This is a genomic window from Paenibacillus polymyxa, from assembly GCF_018614975.1.
GTDB classification, from domain to species: Bacteria; Bacillota; Bacilli; order Paenibacillales; family Paenibacillaceae; genus Paenibacillus; species Paenibacillus polymyxa_E.
Genome location: NZ_JAGGNR010000010.1, coordinates 1 through 18,681, shown reverse-complemented (window position 1 = coordinate 18,681; position 18,681 = coordinate 1). Strand labels below are relative to the sequence as shown.

19 protein-coding genes are annotated in these 18,681 nt (G+C 44.4%); 3 read left to right on the top strand and 16 right to left on the bottom strand.

Annotation, left to right across the window (positions count from 1 at the left end):
* The first annotated feature begins 188 nt into the window (after nt 1–188).
* Nucleotides 189–1,259, top strand: coding sequence for a M23 family metallopeptidase (locus tag J7E78_RS07445; protein ID WP_311516956.1), 1,071 nt, complete (start codon nt 189–191; stop codon nt 1,257–1,259).
* A 177-nt stretch (nt 1,260–1,436) separates the two neighbouring features.
* On the opposite strand, the gene yunB is transcribed toward J7E78_RS07445, so the two are convergent.
* The 4 genes from yunB to zwf form a co-directional block, all read right to left on the bottom strand.
* Nucleotides 1,437–2,315 (bottom strand): sporulation protein YunB, encoded by an 879-nt coding sequence (yunB, locus tag J7E78_RS07440; RefSeq protein ID WP_215075651.1) that lies wholly within the window; start codon nt 2,313–2,315, stop codon nt 1,437–1,439.
* A 262-nt stretch (nt 2,316–2,577) separates the two neighbouring features.
* Nucleotides 2,578–3,222 carry a fructose-6-phosphate aldolase gene (gene fsa / locus J7E78_RS07435; RefSeq protein WP_036605718.1) on the bottom strand — a complete coding sequence of 215 codons (645 nt, stop codon included), beginning with the start codon at nt 3,220–3,222 and terminating at the stop codon, nt 2,578–2,580.
* 86 nt (nt 3,223–3,308) lie between these two features.
* Complete coding sequence (gene gnd, locus J7E78_RS07430) at nt 3,309–4,202, bottom strand: phosphogluconate dehydrogenase (NAD(+)-dependent, decarboxylating) (protein WP_215075650.1); 894 nt, start codon at nt 4,200–4,202, stop codon at nt 3,309–3,311.
* Nucleotides 4,203–4,727: 525 nt separating this feature from the next.
* The gene (gene zwf / locus J7E78_RS07425) at nt 4,728–6,182 is read right to left on the bottom strand and encodes a glucose-6-phosphate dehydrogenase (RefSeq protein ID WP_215075649.1); all 1,455 of its coding nucleotides are present in this window, start codon (nt 6,180–6,182) and stop codon (nt 4,728–4,730) included.
* A gap of 415 nt (nt 6,183–6,597) precedes the next feature.
* Here zwf and J7E78_RS07420 point away from each other — a divergent pair, with 415 nt between their 5' ends.
* Nucleotides 6,598–6,918 carry a winged helix-turn-helix transcriptional regulator gene (locus J7E78_RS07420; protein WP_036605715.1) on the top strand — a complete coding sequence of 107 codons (321 nt, stop codon included), beginning with the start codon at nt 6,598–6,600 and terminating at the stop codon, nt 6,916–6,918.
* Nucleotides 6,919–7,369: 451 nt separating this feature from the next.
* Here J7E78_RS07420 and J7E78_RS07415 read toward each other — a convergent pair whose 3' ends face one another.
* The gene (locus J7E78_RS07415; protein WP_215075648.1) at nt 7,370–8,527 is read right to left on the bottom strand and encodes a Gfo/Idh/MocA family protein; all 1,158 of its coding nucleotides are present in this window, start codon (nt 8,525–8,527) and stop codon (nt 7,370–7,372) included.
* A gap of 108 nt (nt 8,528–8,635) precedes the next feature.
* Here J7E78_RS07415 and J7E78_RS07410 point away from each other — a divergent pair, with 108 nt between their 5' ends.
* Nucleotides 8,636–9,511, top strand: a complete 876-nt coding sequence (locus tag J7E78_RS07410; protein WP_215075647.1) for an AraC family transcriptional regulator — start codon at nt 8,636–8,638, stop codon at nt 9,509–9,511.
* A 75-nt stretch (nt 9,512–9,586) separates the two neighbouring features.
* On the opposite strand, the gene J7E78_RS07405 is transcribed toward J7E78_RS07410, so the two are convergent.
* From J7E78_RS07405 to J7E78_RS07355, 11 genes are all read right to left on the bottom strand, one after another.
* Nucleotides 9,587–10,336: a DUF3600 domain-containing protein gene (locus J7E78_RS07405; RefSeq protein ID WP_215075646.1), complete on the bottom strand. Its 750-nt coding sequence runs from the start codon at nt 10,334–10,336 to the stop codon at nt 9,587–9,589.
* On the bottom strand, nt 10,323–10,910 hold the full coding sequence (locus tag J7E78_RS07400; RefSeq protein WP_215075645.1) for a sigma-70 family RNA polymerase sigma factor: 588 nt from the start codon (nt 10,908–10,910) through the stop codon (nt 10,323–10,325). Before J7E78_RS07400 ends, J7E78_RS07405 begins: the two co-directional genes overlap by 14 nt.
* 532 nt (nt 10,911–11,442) lie before the next feature.
* Nucleotides 11,443–11,835: a hypothetical protein gene (locus J7E78_RS07395; RefSeq protein ID WP_215075644.1), complete on the bottom strand. Its 393-nt coding sequence runs from the start codon at nt 11,833–11,835 to the stop codon at nt 11,443–11,445.
* A gap of 72 nt (nt 11,836–11,907) precedes the next feature.
* Nucleotides 11,908–12,642, bottom strand: a complete 735-nt coding sequence (locus J7E78_RS07390; RefSeq protein WP_251034893.1) for an SDR family NAD(P)-dependent oxidoreductase — start codon at nt 12,640–12,642, stop codon at nt 11,908–11,910.
* A gap of 89 nt (nt 12,643–12,731) precedes the next feature.
* On the bottom strand, nt 12,732–13,310 hold the full coding sequence (locus J7E78_RS07385) for a TetR/AcrR family transcriptional regulator (protein ID WP_215075643.1): 579 nt from the start codon (nt 13,308–13,310) through the stop codon (nt 12,732–12,734).
* Nucleotides 13,311–13,365: 55 nt separating this feature from the next.
* Nucleotides 13,366–14,364 carry an NADP-dependent oxidoreductase gene (locus J7E78_RS07380; protein ID WP_215075821.1) on the bottom strand — a complete coding sequence of 333 codons (999 nt, stop codon included), beginning with the start codon at nt 14,362–14,364 and terminating at the stop codon, nt 13,366–13,368.
* 79 nt (nt 14,365–14,443) lie between these two features.
* A complete protein-coding gene (locus J7E78_RS07375; protein WP_215075642.1) occupies nt 14,444–15,529 on the bottom strand; it encodes an alkene reductase in 1,086 nt (361 codons plus the stop codon).
* A gap of 60 nt (nt 15,530–15,589) precedes the next feature.
* The gene (locus J7E78_RS07370; RefSeq protein ID WP_215075641.1) at nt 15,590–16,348 is read right to left on the bottom strand and encodes an SDR family NAD(P)-dependent oxidoreductase; all 759 of its coding nucleotides are present in this window, start codon (nt 16,346–16,348) and stop codon (nt 15,590–15,592) included.
* Nucleotides 16,349–16,375: 27 nt separating this feature from the next.
* Complete coding sequence (locus tag J7E78_RS07365) at nt 16,376–16,948, bottom strand: TetR/AcrR family transcriptional regulator (RefSeq protein WP_215075640.1); 573 nt, start codon at nt 16,946–16,948, stop codon at nt 16,376–16,378.
* Between the two features lie 56 nt (nt 16,949–17,004).
* A complete protein-coding gene (locus tag J7E78_RS07360; protein WP_215075639.1) occupies nt 17,005–18,042 on the bottom strand; it encodes an aldo/keto reductase in 1,038 nt (345 codons plus the stop codon).
* 77 nt (nt 18,043–18,119) lie between these two features.
* Nucleotides 18,120–18,311 (bottom strand): SDR family NAD(P)-dependent oxidoreductase, encoded by a 192-nt coding sequence (locus tag J7E78_RS07355; protein WP_215075638.1) that lies wholly within the window; start codon nt 18,309–18,311, stop codon nt 18,120–18,122.
* Nucleotides 18,312–18,681 lie beyond the last annotated feature (370 nt).

Genomic DNA, 18,681 nt, shown 5'->3' with positions numbered 1-18,681 from the left:
CCATGAAAGCGTTGGAAAAACCCCCATTTGTCACATCTTGTGCATTCATGCCCGATATGGACAATTTGTATAATTCGATTCACTCCAAAAGCTTACATGGATAAAATGAGAACTTTTGAAGAACGATAACCTTTAGCTTGGTTCATCGGGTACCTTGTATCATTCTAATGGAAAGGGGCTGCTTCCCAGTGCAACAACGCTTGACCTTCAGGCACACGTACCGCTTTTGGATCAAAACATTACTTGCAGGTACTCTGCTTCTCCCATTCTTGCCTGTTGAAGTTTACAGTGAACCCGCCCAGGCCGCTCCCAAACCACAGGCTGCCGAGTTAAAACCCGCAGAAATTTTCGCTGAACGTCGCCATTTATATGAAACCATCGGTCAGATGACCCAGATTCCCTGGTACAGGCTTGCCGCAATTGATCAGTATGAACGAACGATTACTCGGGCACATCCAAAGGATCGCAAGTATCCGGAGCGACTTACGGGTATCTTCATGACTCCTCCGGCTTGGAGAGGATGGCTAAATCCCGATGAGACGGATCAACATCCGGAATCCATTCTTTTTTTCAAAGGCTATGGACGTGATGGTTCAGGAGACGGTATAGCAGATGCCAACAATGATCAGGATGTGCTGTACAGCATGGCTTCTGTTATGCAAGGTCACGGGAACAAGCAAGAGGACTTTAACATTGCTTTGTGGGAATATTATCACAACTCCCGTGCTGTACAACGGATACAGCAATTCGCGAAGTTATATGAGCATTTTGACAATCTGGATCTATTCGGACATGCCTTTCCGGTCCCGCTCGGAACCAACTACTCCTATCGCAGCACCTGGGGGACGAAAAGAAGCTGGGGCGGTTATCGCATTCATGAGGGAACGGATATCTTCGCTCCGCATGGCCTGCCTGTGCGCAGTACCTGTTACGGGGTCGTGGAGATTAAAGGTTGGAATCCGTTTGGCGGCTGGCGCATCGGAATTCGGGATTTGAACAACCATTATCATTACTACGCCCATCTCTCGGGTTTTGACAAGAGCGCACGCATTGGTGAAGTGGTTATCCCTGGTCAGGTCGTGGGTTGGGTTGGCAGTTCTGGATATGGGAAACCGGGGACACAGGGCAAATTCCCTCCACATCTGCACTATGGGATCTACCGGGATAGCGGACTGCACGAATGGTCGTTCGATCCTTATCCACTGCTGAAACATTGGGAACAGGATGAACGTAAACAAAAGAACAAGAAAAGCAAGTGAAACGAGGATATGCTCGGTATGCGTAAGCAATTTGGAGTACACCTCATGTCTTGATCCAAACCTGTAAATTGGCGGGATTAAGTCGATTCTCTTCGGCTCACAGTACGATAAGCATTCGAAAAAGGGACCTCTTTAATAGAGGCCTCTTCTTTGCTTTGCAATTCAAATTTGTGTGTATCATGGCTGGGTATCCTTATTAGGTTGCAATCCCCCATTCACATCAGGCAAATCATCCGGCTCAAATTCAAGTTCATTCCCTTGCAAATGGTCTGACGGCGTCTGTTGCTGGTTCTGGTTAAGGGGATTCGTAGTTACTCCATTACCGCTTGATACACCCGTATGACCTGAGGGCAGTGCAATAGCTGGGGCATTACTGCCGTTACTGCCCACTGGCTTGCCCTGATTATCGTAATAATACATTGGCACATCCCCGACAACCAGAAGGTAGGAAATCGGGATCTCCGTATCGACCGTTTCGGGCTCCATGTCGAAGGGTACCACGACCGCGACCTCAGCAATGATGTGAATGTACACTTCCACCAAAATCATGTTAATACCCGCATTCTGTTGACGGGTGTTCAGGTCCACTTTGACAGCGCCTTGGGGCTCAATACGAACCGGTATACTCGGGCCAAATGAAGCCAACACCGGACTGCCGAGCGCCTGCCCCAGCGGGATTTTTTCTTTTAACATGTGTACATTCTGCAGCGTGGATTGCACAATATTCATCGTACTTGCAGTGATTCGCATATGCTCATTGTAGTTCAGCATGAAACCGGAAACTTTCCCGGCGGTATCCGTCTTCCAGTCAATCAGTCCTTCGTTGGTTTTGCCATCTGCAACCTGTGCTGTAATCGCCTTGTTGATCGCTTCAGTCGCAATCTGCTTCACTCTGATCTTGGCCAAATGCATGATGGGGGGCTTCATCTTTTTATCCACATAAGCAAAGCCCTGCATCAAACAAAACGCGGTGATTAATAAAATGATCAACCACATTTTGCGTTTGCCGCTTGGCGGCTTACGGCGTCTCCGGCTTCGCCATTTTCTTCTCATCATCGAAGTGTCCCTCCCCTACGGGATGAGCTATAGGCTATATGTTAACCTTATGCACCGTTGTCCTGAAAAAGAAGGACAGTACGTGGACACTGGATAGAAAGTAACAACAACATGAAAGGGACAAGTACTCCTTATTGCTGATCTAATCGGAAATCGGAAACACATAAACAGAGATAAAAAAACCTTTCACCCGCAGATTACTCTGCAAGGCGAAAGGCTTTCTGTTCAGACCACCCAAAGATTTAGGCTATGTTCTATCCTTTTATTTCGGAACAGATTCCCAGTCTTTCAGGAAACGTTCAATCCCGCTGTCCGTCAGTGGGTGTTTCCAAAGTGTCGGCAGAAGCGAACCCGGAATAGTGGCAATATGCGCACCGGAAAGGGCTGCATCCTCTACATGTTTGATATTGCGAATGCTTGCTGCGATAATCTCGGAAGGCAGATCATACATGTCCAGAATAAGACGCAGATCACGAATCAATTTCATACCATCCACCGCAATATCATCCAAGCGACCAACGAATGGACTGATGTAGGTTGCACCGGCTTTCGCCGCCATCAGGCCCTGTGCTGCGGAGAAAATCAGGGTTACATTAGTTTTGATCCCTTTTTGCGTCAACTCATGACAAGCGTACAGCCCATCTTCGGTCATCGGCAATTTAATGACTACATTCGGTGCCCATTCTGCAATTTCATAAGCTTCCTTCAACATATCCTCAGCTTTGAGACCGATGACTTCAGCACTGACCGGGCCCTTAACAACGCCACAGATCTCCTGAATGACTTCTTTAAATACGCGACCTTCTTTGGCGATCAAAGACGGGTTAGTCGTGACTCCATCCACCAGACCCAGACGTTCGATCCGTTTGATTTCTTCCACATTCCCTGTATCCAAGAAAAATTTCATGATATGTTACCTCCACTTGATGAATTCGTAAACACGATATAAGTCATTACCCAATGTTCATCATATGTTAACAGTTATATATAAAATTAATTTTTCTCTACAGCGTGACCGCCAAATTCATTACGCAATGCTGCTACCACTTTACCTGTGAATGTATCTGTTTCCAGGGAACGATAACGCATCAGCAAGGACAATGCGATAACTGGTGTAGCGGTTTGAAGGTCAAATGCCGTTTCTACCGTCCAGCGTCCTTCGCCGGAAGAGTGCATTACACCTTTAATCTCGTCGAGGTTCGCATCTTTGGAGAAGGCACGTTCTGTCAGCTCCATCAACCAAGAGCGGATAACGGAACCGTTGTTCCATACGCGAGCCACTTGTTCGAAGTCGAAATCAAATCCACTTTTCTCCAATACGTCAAAACCTTCACCGATGGATGCCATCATCCCGTACTCGATACCATTGTGAACCATTTTGAGGAAGTGACCGCTACCCGCTTTACCTGCATACAGATAACCGTTCTCTACAGCAGTGTCTTTAAATGCTGGCTCAACGATTGCCCAAGCTTCAGGATCGCCACCGATCATGTAACAGGCACCGTTACGTGCGCCTTCCATACCGCCAGATGTACCTGCATCCATGTAGTGAATACCTTTAGGTTTCATCTCTTCGTAACGACGGATGGATTCCTTATAGTGGGAGTTACCCGCTTCAATAATGATGTCGCCTTTGGAGAGCAATGGACTAACTTCAGCAAGTACAGCGTCTACTACGTTGTGAGGGACCATGATCCACAGTACACGTGGGGATTCGAGCGAAGCCACCATCTCTGCGTAAGAAGATACGCCTTCAGCGCCGTATTCTTTCATTTCTTTTACTGCTTCAGCGTTCAGGTCAAAAGCAACCACTTCGTGTTTGTGATCAATCAAGTTTCTACCCAAGTTCAATCCCATTTTTCCTAATCCGACAAGTCCAAGTTTCATTTTAAAATCCTCCTGTTATGAACAATGTTTAAATTTCATCTTTGTTGCAGAGCGCCAGACTACATTCCCGTTTCGCAGCAATCGTTCCGGTTACGGATCGTTCTTTCGATCGCTGTTGTATCCAAATTTCTTTTCATCAACCTTTAAATTGATGAAATTTGGATACAAAGGCGAACGCTTTGCTTCTACAGAATCGATTCCGTCCCCTACACTACGTCGCTACTTAGGCAAAAAACTCAGTGCGTCCGCTAATCTATATTTAAAAATTTTCACGGCCTTCCGGTCACATAACCGGAAGGGCTTATGCAAAATTGGAACGGTATAATTCATCATAAATACTTCATATATATCAGCATTTTTCTTTATCAATCCAGTTCGCTCCAAGCACAAACGCTCTAGGCGCATAGAAGCTTGTCGTTCTATATCCTGCTCACTTAGAAGACGCAATTGGATTGTGCAAAATGTTCATTCGTGAGCAGAACGGCTTATACCGCTCTTATCTCTGTGTTCACTTTTTCGTTTCACTTACCACCAACGGTAGCCGTCTGCTGCGGTCAGGCGATCTGCTGACTCGGGTCCATGCGAACCTGCACTGTACGTATCCAGTGGCACGCTGCCTGCTTCGAATGCCTCCTGAATCGGTTGCACCCATTGCCATGCCAGCTCCACTTCGTTCCAATGAGCGAAGAAGGTGGAATCTCCACGCATCGCATCAAAGATCAGATTCTCGTAAGCTTCAGGGATGTTACGTTTACCTGAGTTGAAGGTCATATGCATAGGCTCCACTTCACCATGGTTCAATGGATTCTTCGCATTTAATTGAAGCGAGATGCTTTCTCCCGGACCAATTTCAATCGTCAGCAAGTTAGGTTCCGTTGTATTCTCGGATTCATGCCCCGTCTTCAGTGGAGACTTGAATTCAACAACAATTCTGGTGGATTTCTCAGCCAGACGTTTACCTGTACGGATGTAAAATGGTACCTCGCTCCAGAATGGATCATCGATCCATAGTCTCGCGGCAACATAGGTCTCGTTCTGAGATCCGGCAGGGATGCCAGGCTCGTCCAGATATCCAACAACCGAGGAACCTTGCAGCTCACCTGCTGCATATTGTGCACGAACAACTTCAGAAGCGATATTTTCTTTTGTCAACGGACGAAGTGCTTCAGCAACTTTTTGCTTTTTGAATTGAATTTCTTCCGGTGTGCAACGTTTGGGCAAGTGCAAACCAATCATCATCAGCAACTGAAGCATATGGTTTTGAAACATGTCACGAAGGGCACCGCTTTGGTCGTAATACGCGGCACGTTCTTCAACACCCACGGTCTCACTTGCCGTAATCTGTACATTGGCAATATAACGGTTAGACCACAACGCCTGAATCACCGGATTTGCATAGGTGAGCGTCTCAATATTTTGAACCATCGGTTTACCGAGGAAATGGTCAATGCGATAGATCTCTTCTTCCGCAAAGGTATTGCTCAGTTTTTCGTTCAGATCACGAGCCGATTGCAGGTCGTGTCCAAATGGTTTTTCGATAATCAGTTTCTTCCAACCTTTGGTGTTACCCAGGCCACTTTCTTGAATGTTTAATGCAATTGGCTCAAAGAATTCCGGTGCCACCGACATGTAGAACATGCGGTTTTCGGGAATGTTAAGCTCTTGTTCACGCTGTTGAACCAACTCCAACAGTTTAGTGTAATCCTCAAGCTTCGTATTATTTAGTGAACAATAACGGAAAGCTCCAATGAAATCACGAACTTGAGATGCTTCTTCCGGCGTCTGACGTGAAAATTCATGCAGTGACTTTTCAACATTCGCCTGGAAATCTGTATCTGACAACTCACGTCGTCCCAACCCGATAACGGAGAAGGATTTCGGCATTTTCTGATCCATGTACAAGTTATATAATGCAGGATAAATCTTGCGTTTGGCTAAATCGCCTGTTGCCCCGAACAGGACAAATGTCATTGCATCCATTGGAGTGCCTCCTGTGATCTGTGCAGTATAGTATATGATGTTGCAAAATGTCCAAATCCAAGCATGACAAAAGACGGAATAAGTGGATGTGTTCCCCGCCTTGCCTCCGTTTATATAACACGCCTGAATTCAACCATGGAACATTCCTTCTCTCCACAACCTGTGTTTAGGTTATAAATTGTAACCATTTGAATTAACGTTACCCATATTACACCTGTCGTCACAATTCGTCAATAATCGTGTCGAACCTGTGAACTCCAGTGTTTATAGGGTTTTTATTTGATGATAACGCTTTATGTGGTAACATTAAGAACAATTGGTATGTGACATTTTACACATATGGCCTGTGGACAAGTAGGTTACAATAAGTATACTAATGATATTACAGGCAATACTAAATCAAAGGAGCACAATCATGAGCGATGATGAGAATGCCAAGCAAATATGCACAAAAGTGGAACAATCTTATCAGATCATTGGCCGAAAATGGGTAGCCCTCATTATCCATGCATTGATGGAGGAACCCAAACGCTTCAGTGAGATTCACGCTTATATCCCTGACTTGAGCAAACGTGTGTTAAATGAGCGAATGAAGGAATTGGAGGAAGAAGGACTCGTGGTTCGCCATGTGGTCACGGAACGCCCAGTTCGAACTGAATATATGTTGTCACGAAAAGGCACGGAACTGGGGAGAGCGCTAAGCGCCGTGGAACGTTGGGCTGATAAGTGGCTGTAATAGCTTGAGGAATCCTTATGGTTTATTTAGCTTGAAGGTAACGCTGTGTAATCCCGGAGGTGGAGTATCGCATTTAGCAACTGGCTAGTGCAATCCACAGCCGGGATTTATTTACTTCAAACGGTAAATACTAATTGTATATAGAGACGTAATAACGCTCTTTTTTTTGAGAACTAAAATAATGCTTACTGCTTCGTTCAAATTGTTGCCGATACTGAATTGGGATCGTCCCAGCAGTTTTGCGAAATAACTGGATGAAATACGGTCCATTTGGAAACCGGCGCGTCTGCCCCTCCTCTTCCACCCAAAGTGATGTTGTCTCAAGGAGTAAGTAGTCCTGCGCGTTTCATTTGCGCCCTCTTTCTGTTGATCCAATCCATGACTATGGAGATTATTATCTTGAAGCGATTGCGAGTTAAATGGATGAAAAAAACTGGAAGTACTTAAAATACTAAGAATCCAACTTATTCCCGAGTGTAATACTCGAATCCTCGAAGTTCTCCACCGTCGTCTTTTTTTCATAAAAGTGTACGGCGTGTTGCATCATTCCTTCTCTTGTGTAAAACGTATCTTCCGACCCTAGTGGGAAAACAACCTTTTCCCCCGTGCTTGCGGATTTATAGATTCCTACAATCAGTTCAAGTGTATTCCGACCACTTCCGCCATCCACCAGAAGGGGAGATCCTGTCTCAATAGCGTTTAACACATTCTCAACTTGCCCAGCATGGCCCACATGAGTAACATCCGGTAATTCGTCAACCAGCTGCTGAATCTGGTGTTCCAACTCTTGATTTGGTTCCGGAAATCCGTTATTCCGCGCGGTAGAAGCAACCACTTTCCAAGGTGCAGATACCCGGGCTTCTTTGCCTTGAAAAATTAACTGCTGTTCCTCTCCGTGATGTACGACGGAACTGGTAATCATGCCAAGCGCACCTTCCTGGAAGCGAAGCATCGCGATGGATATATCCTCAACTTCGGCATGATCATGTGCCGTATTTGCCATCATCGCCTGTAATTCCACTGGAGGTCCCATCATCCAGAGCATGGCATCAATATGATGCACCGCATGATTAAGGGTACAACCCCCGCCTTCTTTTTCCCATGTCCCACGCCACCACAGATCATAATAATTGTGACCTCGCCACCAGAACGAATCCACCTGCACATGAACTATAGGGCCCATTCGTTTACTGTCCAACACACCTTTTAACTTCATCATTGGAGTCGTAAACCGATTCTGAGCTACCACCGATAACAGCTTTCCACTTTTCTCGGTTGCTCTCAGCATCAGATCCGCTTCCTCCAGGGAAGAGGCCATCGGTTTTTCGACCAGTACATGTGCACCTGCTTGCAAGAAATCGCACGCGATTGGAGCATGGGTATAAGGTGGTGTACAGACTGAAACCAGATCAATGTTTTGAGCAAGTAAATCTGTGTAATCCGTGACAGCTTGTACACCTTCCAGACCATATTCATTAATTCGCTTCTGTGCTTTTTCCACGTAGATATCGACCACAGCAACAATCTGACATCTCTCAGGGAATGCCAAATATGCTGAGATATGTGCTCCACTAATTGCACCTGCTCCGATAATCGCCACTTTTAACATCGTTGCATACCTCCCTTATTCCCTTCACAATACGCAATAATAAAGCGCTTTTATGCGTTCATCTTGTGCTAAAATAAAACTATCTTGCGCATGATAAGGGAGGTGTTCATGATGTCCATCATCCTCGGAGAACAATTTAATCTGGCCTGTCGTCGCACATCCAACACTACGTTTCGCGAAGTGTTCCATGCTCATTCACAAATAGAGATAACATATATTCACGAAGGATATGGCCAGTTGATAACCGAAGGTCAGGTTTTCTCCCTTGAACCCGGTATGCTCATGATTTTTCGACCTTTTCAATTGCATCACATCCAGATTCAGGTATCCAGACAGCAGCCTTTCATTCGAAATGTACTCATGGTTGAACTTGATCTGTTGAAGGCTCATTGGTCGCATTTTATGACGACTCACCATTTCATACACGATCTGCTGGGAGAGCAATCCCCCATTCAGCCCATCCGACTTGCTGCCACTTCCCCACTCATTCAACGAATGGAACAATTCGATAAGACTTATCCAGATCTGCTACCTCATGAAGCTGGGGAGGATACCTGTCTCTTTGTGCTCGATTCACTTACGCAACTTCGCTACTTATGGAAAGATGTTGCAACTCGTGATTCCCAGGCGGGCACCCCATCCAATGCAAATATTCTTCATCCTCATGCCGAAGCTGCAATCCAGTGGATTGAACAGCATTATGCACAGCCTTTCCGTTTGGAGCATATCGCAGATACACTTCATCTATCTCCCTATTATCTGTCTCATGTATTCAAAAAAGCGACCGGCACCACCATTGTCGCTTATGCTCAAGCTACCCGCATTCGTCATGCCTGTGTACTGCTCACCCGTTCCTCACATACCGTTCCCGAAATCGGTCACCGTGTCGGTATGTCGAGTCCGTCCTACTTTTGTAAAGTATTCCGTAATGCCACAGGTACAACACCTCATCAGTATCGACTGAATATGCAGGGGAAGAAATAATTAGATCACAACATAAAGAAAGAAGCGAAAGTATTCGCTTCTCCACTTCTGCTCCTCTTTCACAGGTCACACGACTCAACGTATATTAAGTCCCAACCGTTTCAAATAGGGAATTAGGCGCCTCTCTAGCTGCCTTAAATCATCCTTCTGTTCCGCTGACAAGCGTTCCTCATGGATACTTCCATCCTTGTCCATAACCATAACTTTGTATTTTTTCATTTGTTCATAGACAGACTTGAACTCACGATATTGTTCCTTGGTAAATGTCTTCTCTGCCTGTACCAACTGTTCCGTCCAAAATTGCTGCTCATCCATCATTTTTATGGAGGACCCTACACTCACACCTTCCAGCTTCTCGAAAAACGGTTCCAGTTCAGCTACAAGAGCGTTATACTGTTCCTGCTCTATCGTATTCCACTGCTCTGGATGCATATTGCCCTGAGAATCGGCATACTTCACGGCCATATGCCCCATTTGCTTCAGCAAGTCCATATATCGAACAAATTCTTCTTCGCTGAAATGGGCCTTGGCCGTCTGCAGCTTTGCTTCCAACCTCATATAATCCTCAGCTGTTCCCCCCATAGCTCTGATATTCTCCTGTGAACCATATATTCCGTCTGCGAGATAGGTGTATCCTGCGTAGACTCCGGTGGGAATAATGAGTACAGCAGCCAATAGCCCAGTGACCAGCCATTTTTTTCGATTTCTTCTGATGTGTGAATCACTTCGTATACCATCCATCATTTTATGTTTAATTCTCGCAGGAACGGACCAGTCTTTGGTCTCTTCCTGGTAGGCTGTCCGCAACTGTTCATCGAGTTTCATGCAGATCCTCCACCTTTCCCCGCAACCTTGGATTCATCTTCTCTTTCTGTCTCAACTTCGCCAGCGCCGAATGTATGCGCGATTTTACGGTTCCAAGCGGAATTTCCAATATGCCAGCAATCTCCTCTTGCGTGTATTCATTCAAATAATGAAGTGTGACCACCTGCTGCAACTTGTACGGTAAACGGTGCACCTGTTCCAGCAGAAGACGATTGGCCAGTTTGTTGACCAGATCAGTGGAAAAATCATATTCTAGTCCCACGTCAGATTTTTCGATCTGCTTGCCAAACCGAAACTGCATCAATCTTTTGCGTCGATAACTCTGAACCTGTCGCATCGTCACACCCATTAACCAGGGACGAAAAGCACGCTTCGCATCATATCGTGTCAATGATCGATAAGCCTGAATATAAATCTCCTGTACCACATCCTCCACGTCAGACTCTTCTTTGATGAGAAATCGCACAGTCCGATATACACCCGTCACTGTTTTTTCATATAACTCTCCATATGCTTCTTCATGCCCCGCACGTATTAACGTCACAAGTTCTATGTACTCATCCTGTTCACTCATTAGCCATCCCCTTCCTCCTTACACTATATATTGGCATGCCAGCATTATTTCGTTCGATTTATTTGAATGCGTAGGCATGGCTGAATCTGATACAAAAAGTTTCTCTGGTTTTTATCATGATATAATATACCTAAGAAACCTCGAGACCTACGCCACGGTTATCTTATCGTCTTACTTCTTTTTCTTTCGAAAGTGGATATAAGGGATTAACTTAACAGGGGTGGTTAACTGTGATAATTTTTTTCAGCAAATTGTACTCAGAATATCTCCTGATTCCACGACCTCTACGTTTGTTGATTCTGTGGGGATGGATTGTTTTGTTTTTTGTTGCTGGCACCAAATTCAAATGGTTCTACTTCCTACAATAATCTGATACAAAAAAAGTCTGTTCTCATGGGATAAAAAGAAGATTCAATTTGTGCCCTTCAGCTTCCCTCCAAGGAGACAGTGATACGAGTGAATTGGAGAAGATCTGATTTATCCTCTCCATAGTAACCGCATTGATTTATGCATATCATGTTTTCTTACCTTCTTATTTTACAATTGCCAGCCATTGGAAGGCTTCATCTAAGTCATGGAATTCTTGAGATGGGTTGGATATGTCCATTCCTGAGAGCATTCGGTTTGCACTCGATTTAGCTATTGCTTTATGGGGAACAAGCAGTGCTGAATACTTAAGTCCTGCTTCGAGTGATCTCGGGTACCACTCTTGTGTAACCCATTCTTGGTCATCTGGCGAAATAACGGCCAAGTGACGGCTATCGTATAATGCCTTATTCGAGCGTTTTTGCTCCGCTAACTCCAATAATTTATTTAGTGGTGTACGATATTGTTCACCTCGCGCAAAGCTCTTCCATTGCAAAACAACTACCTTATTATCCTCATTCCATGAAACAGTTGCTTGTGGGGAATCATAAAAGATCAAAATCGACCAGCTCCTTTTTATGTTTAATGTCCTGTCTTGTCCTGTGAGGATCTAATCATACGAGTCATCATCTTACGCGGTAACAAGCGCGGCATAAACGCGATGAATCGGTTTCGAGCACCAGGCATAATTAACGTCTTGCCACGTAAAAAGCCTTGATACCCTTCTTTCGGCCACCTGTCCGGCTTCCATGATCGGGCCCTGCAACATCTTCGAGACACCCATACCCGAGCGATCAACAAACCCGGTGGATGTCAGGCCTGGGCACAGTGCTGTCACCGTAACACCAGTACCGTTTACTTCATTCTCCAAAGCCTCAGTGAACGATAGCACGTATGCCTTTGTTGCATAATATACCGACATCATCGGTCCAGGGAAAAAACCTACCAACGAAGCCACATTCATCACACCGCCGTGTCCACGTTGTATCATATCCGGCAAGAATAGTTTTGTCATGACGGTTAAAGCCTTGATATTCACGTCAATCATATTAACTTCTTGTTCCATATCCGTTTCCATAAACGTCCCGAACAGACCAAAGCCTGCATTGTTGACAAGATAGTCAACAACAATGCCCTTTTCCTTCAGCTCATGATAAATCTCCTGTGGTACCCCAGGTGCTGCTACATCTTTGGCAATAACCGTCGCCTGAATACCATACTTTTTCTGATACTCCTGAGCTAGATCCTGTATTTTACCCTTGCTTCGTGCTACCAGCACAATATGATGTCCACCTTTGGCAAATCGATCTGCTAACTCTTTACCGATCCCACCCGAGACCCCTGTGATTAGAACTGTCTTTCTCATGTCGTTACCTGCCTCTCTTTTCTATTACATATGTTTCATCTGGAACACCCTTATTAGAATGATCATTCTATAATGGTGAAAAAAATAGACTACTTCAGTATGAGATCCATGGATAGTGTCGCTATACGAAGCAGTTTTTCCTTGGTCATCGAAGTCTTGGCCATTACCCTTAACCCAACACCTACATTATGCAGATATTCCGCCAATACCTCGGCGTTGTACTCCGTAGTGAATTCATCGTCTCGCTGTCCCCACACCATAATGTCCTTGATTAGTTTCTCCGTATTTGCAAACATCTCCGTCGATCGGTGGTTCATGTCTTCATCGCGTGCCGCCAATTCCACTGTCGAATTAACAATGAAGCAGCCTGATGCTGGATGCTCCTCTCCATGAATTAAAGAAAGAAATATAAACTGAAGTGCTTCCGTTGCCGTTTTAGAACGCTTTACTCCTGCTGCAAGGGCAGAGCTGATTTTGTGATCATACAGATCTACTGACTTTAGAAACAAGGTATGTTTGTCGCCAAATGTGTCATACAAGCTTTTACGATGAATTCCCATATGATCGACCAGATCTGTCATAGACGTCTTCTCATACCCTTGTTCCCAAAAAAGTCTCATCGCTTTATCCAGTACAACAGACTCATCGAACTCTTTGCTTCTCGCCATTAGCTTCCCTCCTGTTCAGAAAACAAACATCGAATAATATGCTCTCGTTTGGCCTTTAAAAGGTAAGAATGACTTTACCCTGGGAGTGACCCGTGGACACTTTAATCAATGCCTTTTCAATATCATCAAACGTATACGTAGAATCGATCGAAGGTTTAATGTCTTCTTTTTCTACAAGAGAAGTGATTTCTTGCAATTGAATCCCACTGGAATGCACGAATAAAAAACGGTATTCAGTTTGAGTCTTACGTGCCATTGAATCCAAGCGTGCACCTACGAGACCAAACAATGCTCTTTTCCACAACGGGAATTGACTGTCCACTGCAAAGCGATAATTGGGTCCTGCCTTCAAAGAGACCAATTTCCCGTGTGGTTTCAAAATGCTAAATTCATCTTTGATTTCGTCCGCGCCCAAAGTGTCAATGACATAATCGATATCGGACAGGATATCAGCATAACGCTCGGTCTTATAATCAATGAATTGATCTGCTCCAATGGATAAACTACGTGCTCTGCCCCTTTCACTGCCACTAGTGATAACCGTTAATCCCATGGACTTGGCAATCGGGATGGCCATTGCACCAAATCCACCGGTTCCGCCAGGAATAAACAACTTTTTATTCGGTTCAGCTCGGAGTACATCATGCAATGCTTGATACGCGGTCAGGGCAGTAAGGGGTACCGCCGCAGCTTCGATAAAAGATAGATTTTCAGGCATCATGGATAAGGCATCCTCATGTACAGCCGCATATTCAGCAAAAGCACCAATTTTATTCAGTGGCAACCTGGTATAAACCTTATCACCCACTTTAAAATTCAAAACATCATCACCAACGGCTTCAATAACACCCGATAGTTCATTCCCTAAAGTTAGAGGTAACCTATAGTCGGCAATCATCCGAACACTGCCATTCATATTCAAGATATCCAGCGGATTTACACCTGCAGCTTTTACTCTGACGAGGACCTCATGGCTCTGTATCTGAGGTTTCTCAATATCGTTGATTTCCACTTGAATTTTTTTGGAGTATTTCTGAATTTGAGCTGCTTTCATCATTTATCCTCTTCCTTTGCTTATAGACTAGGAACATGGCGCACAATGTTCAGTTGTAAGCCATGCTCCATGCTTTGTGCTAGTGCTGCCCTTCTTGTGACTTTAATTCTTCCAACGTAGGATAATCCGTGTAGCCCTTACTTCCCAATCCAAAGAATGTTGTCGGGTCTGCTTCATTTAGTAGCGAACCTTGTTGAAGTCGTTCCACCAAATCTGGATTAGCTAAGGACCACACACCTACAGGTACCAGATCAGCGAGACCACGATCTAAATCGACACTGAGATCCTCCAAAGTTCTTCCAGCCCGATTAACCAGCAATGGATTTTGCCAAATTGAACGAATGTCCTGGAGCAAGTCTTCATTTCCAAGATGCATGATATGCAGATAAACCAAGTCCAATTGGGCTAATTCTTTGGCAAGATAACGATAAAGTTCAGGACCTTGTTCCCCATCCTGGATTCCACCAAGAGGTGTTCCAGGAGATATCCGGAAGCCGGTACGTTCTGCTCCAATTTCTTCAACAACAGCTTTCGTTACTTCAATTGCAAACCGAGCACGATTTTCTATAGATCCCCCATACTCATCTGTCCGTGTATTCGAATTTTCTCCAAGGAATTGATTGATTAGATACCCATTGGCTCCATGAATTTCAACGCCGTCCGCACCTGCTTTAATTGCTGCGGCAGCGGCTTTTCGGAAATCTGCGATGGTCGTTTGAATATCCTCCTGACTCAATTCGCGGGGAACGGGAATATCCTGCATCCCTGTAGCCGTAAACATTTCTACACCCGGTGCGATTGCAGATGGCGCAACCGGTTGACGATGATGCGGGGTATTGTCTGGATGTGACATGCGACCCGCATGCATTAATTGGATGTATATATATCCGCCAGCTTCATGCACCGCATCCGTTACCTTTTTCCATCCTTCAATATGCTTATCGGTGTAGATGCCAGGTGACCACAAGTATCCCTGTCCATCATCGGAAGGTTGTGTTCCTTCCGTAATCAGGAGTCCCATCGTTGCACGTTGAGCATAATAAAGTGCCGCCAACTCTCCAGGTGTACCATCTTCTTGTGCTCGACTGCGTGTCATGGGTGCCATCGCTAGGCGGTGAGGCAATTCCATGTTGCCAATTTTCGTTTTACTCCATATCTTTTCCAATTGAATGTACTCCTCTTCTTATTTGAGATTTTGTAAATGTATCCTCTGGATTCTTCTGTATTAATTCAATTCTGAAATCACCGGGTAGATCGCACCTGTCAGCTGAAAATCATAGTTCTGATCTACAATCCCTACAACCACTTCGTTGTGGTCATACAGATCAATCATGAAGCCTGCCATTTCTTTAGCAGTATGATATTTGGACATATTCGCTTTGTAATCAAACCCTTCAGCATCAATTGATTTTTGTACAAATTCTGTTTCCGTGATCGCTGGTGCAAGCACCTTCGCTTTAAGTTTTGCACCTTTCAGTTCCAGTTCTTTGGCAAGACCTTCTGTGAAGGCACTAACGTAGTATTTTGATGCAGAATAAGCTACACTGCCTACAGCAATGGCATATCCAAGTGCGGATGAGACGTTAATCAATTGAGTACCTTCGACATTCGCATAATCTCGCACATACAGTGTAGAAAGAACGGTTAAGGATTCAATGTTTACACGCAACATGGTCTCCACTTTATCCAAATTCTGATCAGTAATGAATGAGCTTTCTCCAAGTCCTGCATTGTTGATCCAAGTCTCGATTTCATATTCTTTCAAATTGTTGTACAGGGTATATGCCTCTGCCGTAACAGACAGGTCACTGGTGTGAACAAACACTTGTACTTGGGGATTTAAACCTTGAATGGTGGCTTTAAGCTCCTCCAGTTTATCCCGTCTTCTGACTACTAAAATCAAGTTTTTGCCACGTGCTGCAAAGGCCAATGCCGTTTCATATCCAATCCCTGAACTTGCTCCTGTAATCACTGTATATTTCATTTCAATCTCTCCTTTTGATCTGTCTGTTTAATCCAAAATAGATACTGATATATCGATAATATTCGTTAACTTTTGTTTATCCGTTGTTGTCTTGACCATCGTACGTAGTCCAAGCCAAGCGTTCATCAGATATTGAGAATTCATTGTCGGATCAAGATCAGCCTTAATCTCACCTGTCTGCTGCCCTTTGAGAATAAGGCTTGCTAATAATTCCTCTGTTCTCATATAGTTCTCATCCACCAAGGATGAAACCTCAGGATCTAAGACACCTAGTTCCACGCCTGAATTCACCATAAAACATCCAATAGGCTGCCCTTCGCATCTAACGGTTAATTCCAACATCTCGCGAATTAATTGTTTAATGGGTATGTCCTTTTCAATCAGAAGCCTGACATAGCTACTCTGCTGCATCTCATACCGTTCCAGTGCTCTCATAAACAAGGAACGCTTATCCCCAAAGGTATCATAGATACTTTTTCGATGAATCCCCATTAACTCAACCAATTCTTGCATTGATGTTTTCTCATATCCTTGAGTCCAGAACAGGTGTATCGCTTTATCCAATACTTCATGTACTTCAAACTCTTTGGATCTTGCCATTGGTCATCACCTCGTTTATTCATATACATTGGAGTGACTACTCGGCAAAGTCGAAACTATCCCTGAATTCTTCGTTTGCTTGCTTGTAACCAATCAGGTGTCCAGCCTTTTTCTAGCGCATCCAGAGTCACTCCCGGCGGAACGATTGCATCGATCGCATCCAGGATATCAGTGCTTAGGCGGATGTCACTTCCCTTTAACGTTTCACGCAACTGCTCAATTGTTCTTGCCCCTACGATTGCAGAAGTAATGGATGGATGGGCTTGTGTAAATGCCATAGCAAGATGAGGCAACGTTAATCCTGCTTCATCCGCAAGGGCTTGGAGCTTGGCAACGGCTTCGAACTTGGAGCGGTTTTCCTCTCGATTCGGGTCCACAACAATAGAAAGTTTCCCAAGTGATCCTGCTGCTCTGGAACCTTCGGCAGCCGCTTCCCCAGAGCGGTATTTTCCTGTTAGCAAGCCGCCCGAAAGTGGGCTCCACACCAATACACCCATTCCATATTTTTGGGTTGCAGCAAGCAAGTCGAATTCAATACTCCGATTCAAAATGGAATATGGAGCTTGTTCGGATATAAAACGTGCCGTGTTGTTACGTTCGCTACTCCATTGTGCCTCGGTTACTTGCCACGCTTGAAAATTGGATGTACCAATATAACGAATCTTTCCTTCTCGCACCAAATCCGTAAGTGCATCAAGGCTTTCCTCAATATCGGTATGAGGATCAGGCTGATGCAGTTGATACAAGTCGATATAGTCCGTCTGCAGCCTTCTCAAGCTATCCTCTACTGCACGTTTAATCCAATATTTCGAGTTACCGGATTGATTAAGCCCACTGCCCATAGGCATTCCGCCTTTAGTGGCGATAATAACATCCTGTCTGCGTCCCTTTAGAAGGTTACCCAGTATTTCTTCGGATTGTCCATTGGAGTATACGTCCGCCGTGTCGATCAGATTAATACCTCCAGCCAAAGCCTCATCCAACATAACTGCAGCTTCTTTCTCCGTATTGTTCCCCCAGAAACCAAACGTACCTGTACCTAATACAAAACTGCTTACTTTAAGGCCAGTATTTCCTAATACACGATACTCCATATTTAATGCTCCTTCCTTCATCATTAATTTTAGAATAATCATTCTAATTAATTCAAAAAAAATTCACTTCTTCATTCTTATGTCCCACTCAAAATATCCGCGGCAAATCCTCTGGCTTCAATCCCCATCTGGTTCAACTGCTCTGCATACTGATCCAGTTTCACCTGTGTCCTTGATACTAAGGCAATACGATAACCGTGTCTTCCGAATGTTTTGGCTAATGAGAGGCCTAGTCCGGGTCCAGCCCCAATGATCGCAACAGTTTTCATATTACTACCTCCCCTCTTGAAATGTCATTGTGTTGAGTTTTTTAGAACGATTCGTTCAATTATAAATATAGAAACCCGTTCTCTTACAACAACAATATATCACTTTTAGAACGTTCGGTAAAGAATTTTATCTTAGATCATTTCATCCCTTGCCCTAGCCCTAGCCCTATTGTTGTTGAATTTTTTGTTACCTTTGACTGACATACATAAAAAAACAGTCCCAGAAAAACATTGTTCATCCGGACTGTTCACTTATTTATTCAGTTTGTACTCTTAGGCAGCTACCAACATTCGAATGTTATCTATAAATCTTTCTGACTGGATGGGTTTCCGTACACCTACATCATCCTGTAGAAAACTAAAAATAACT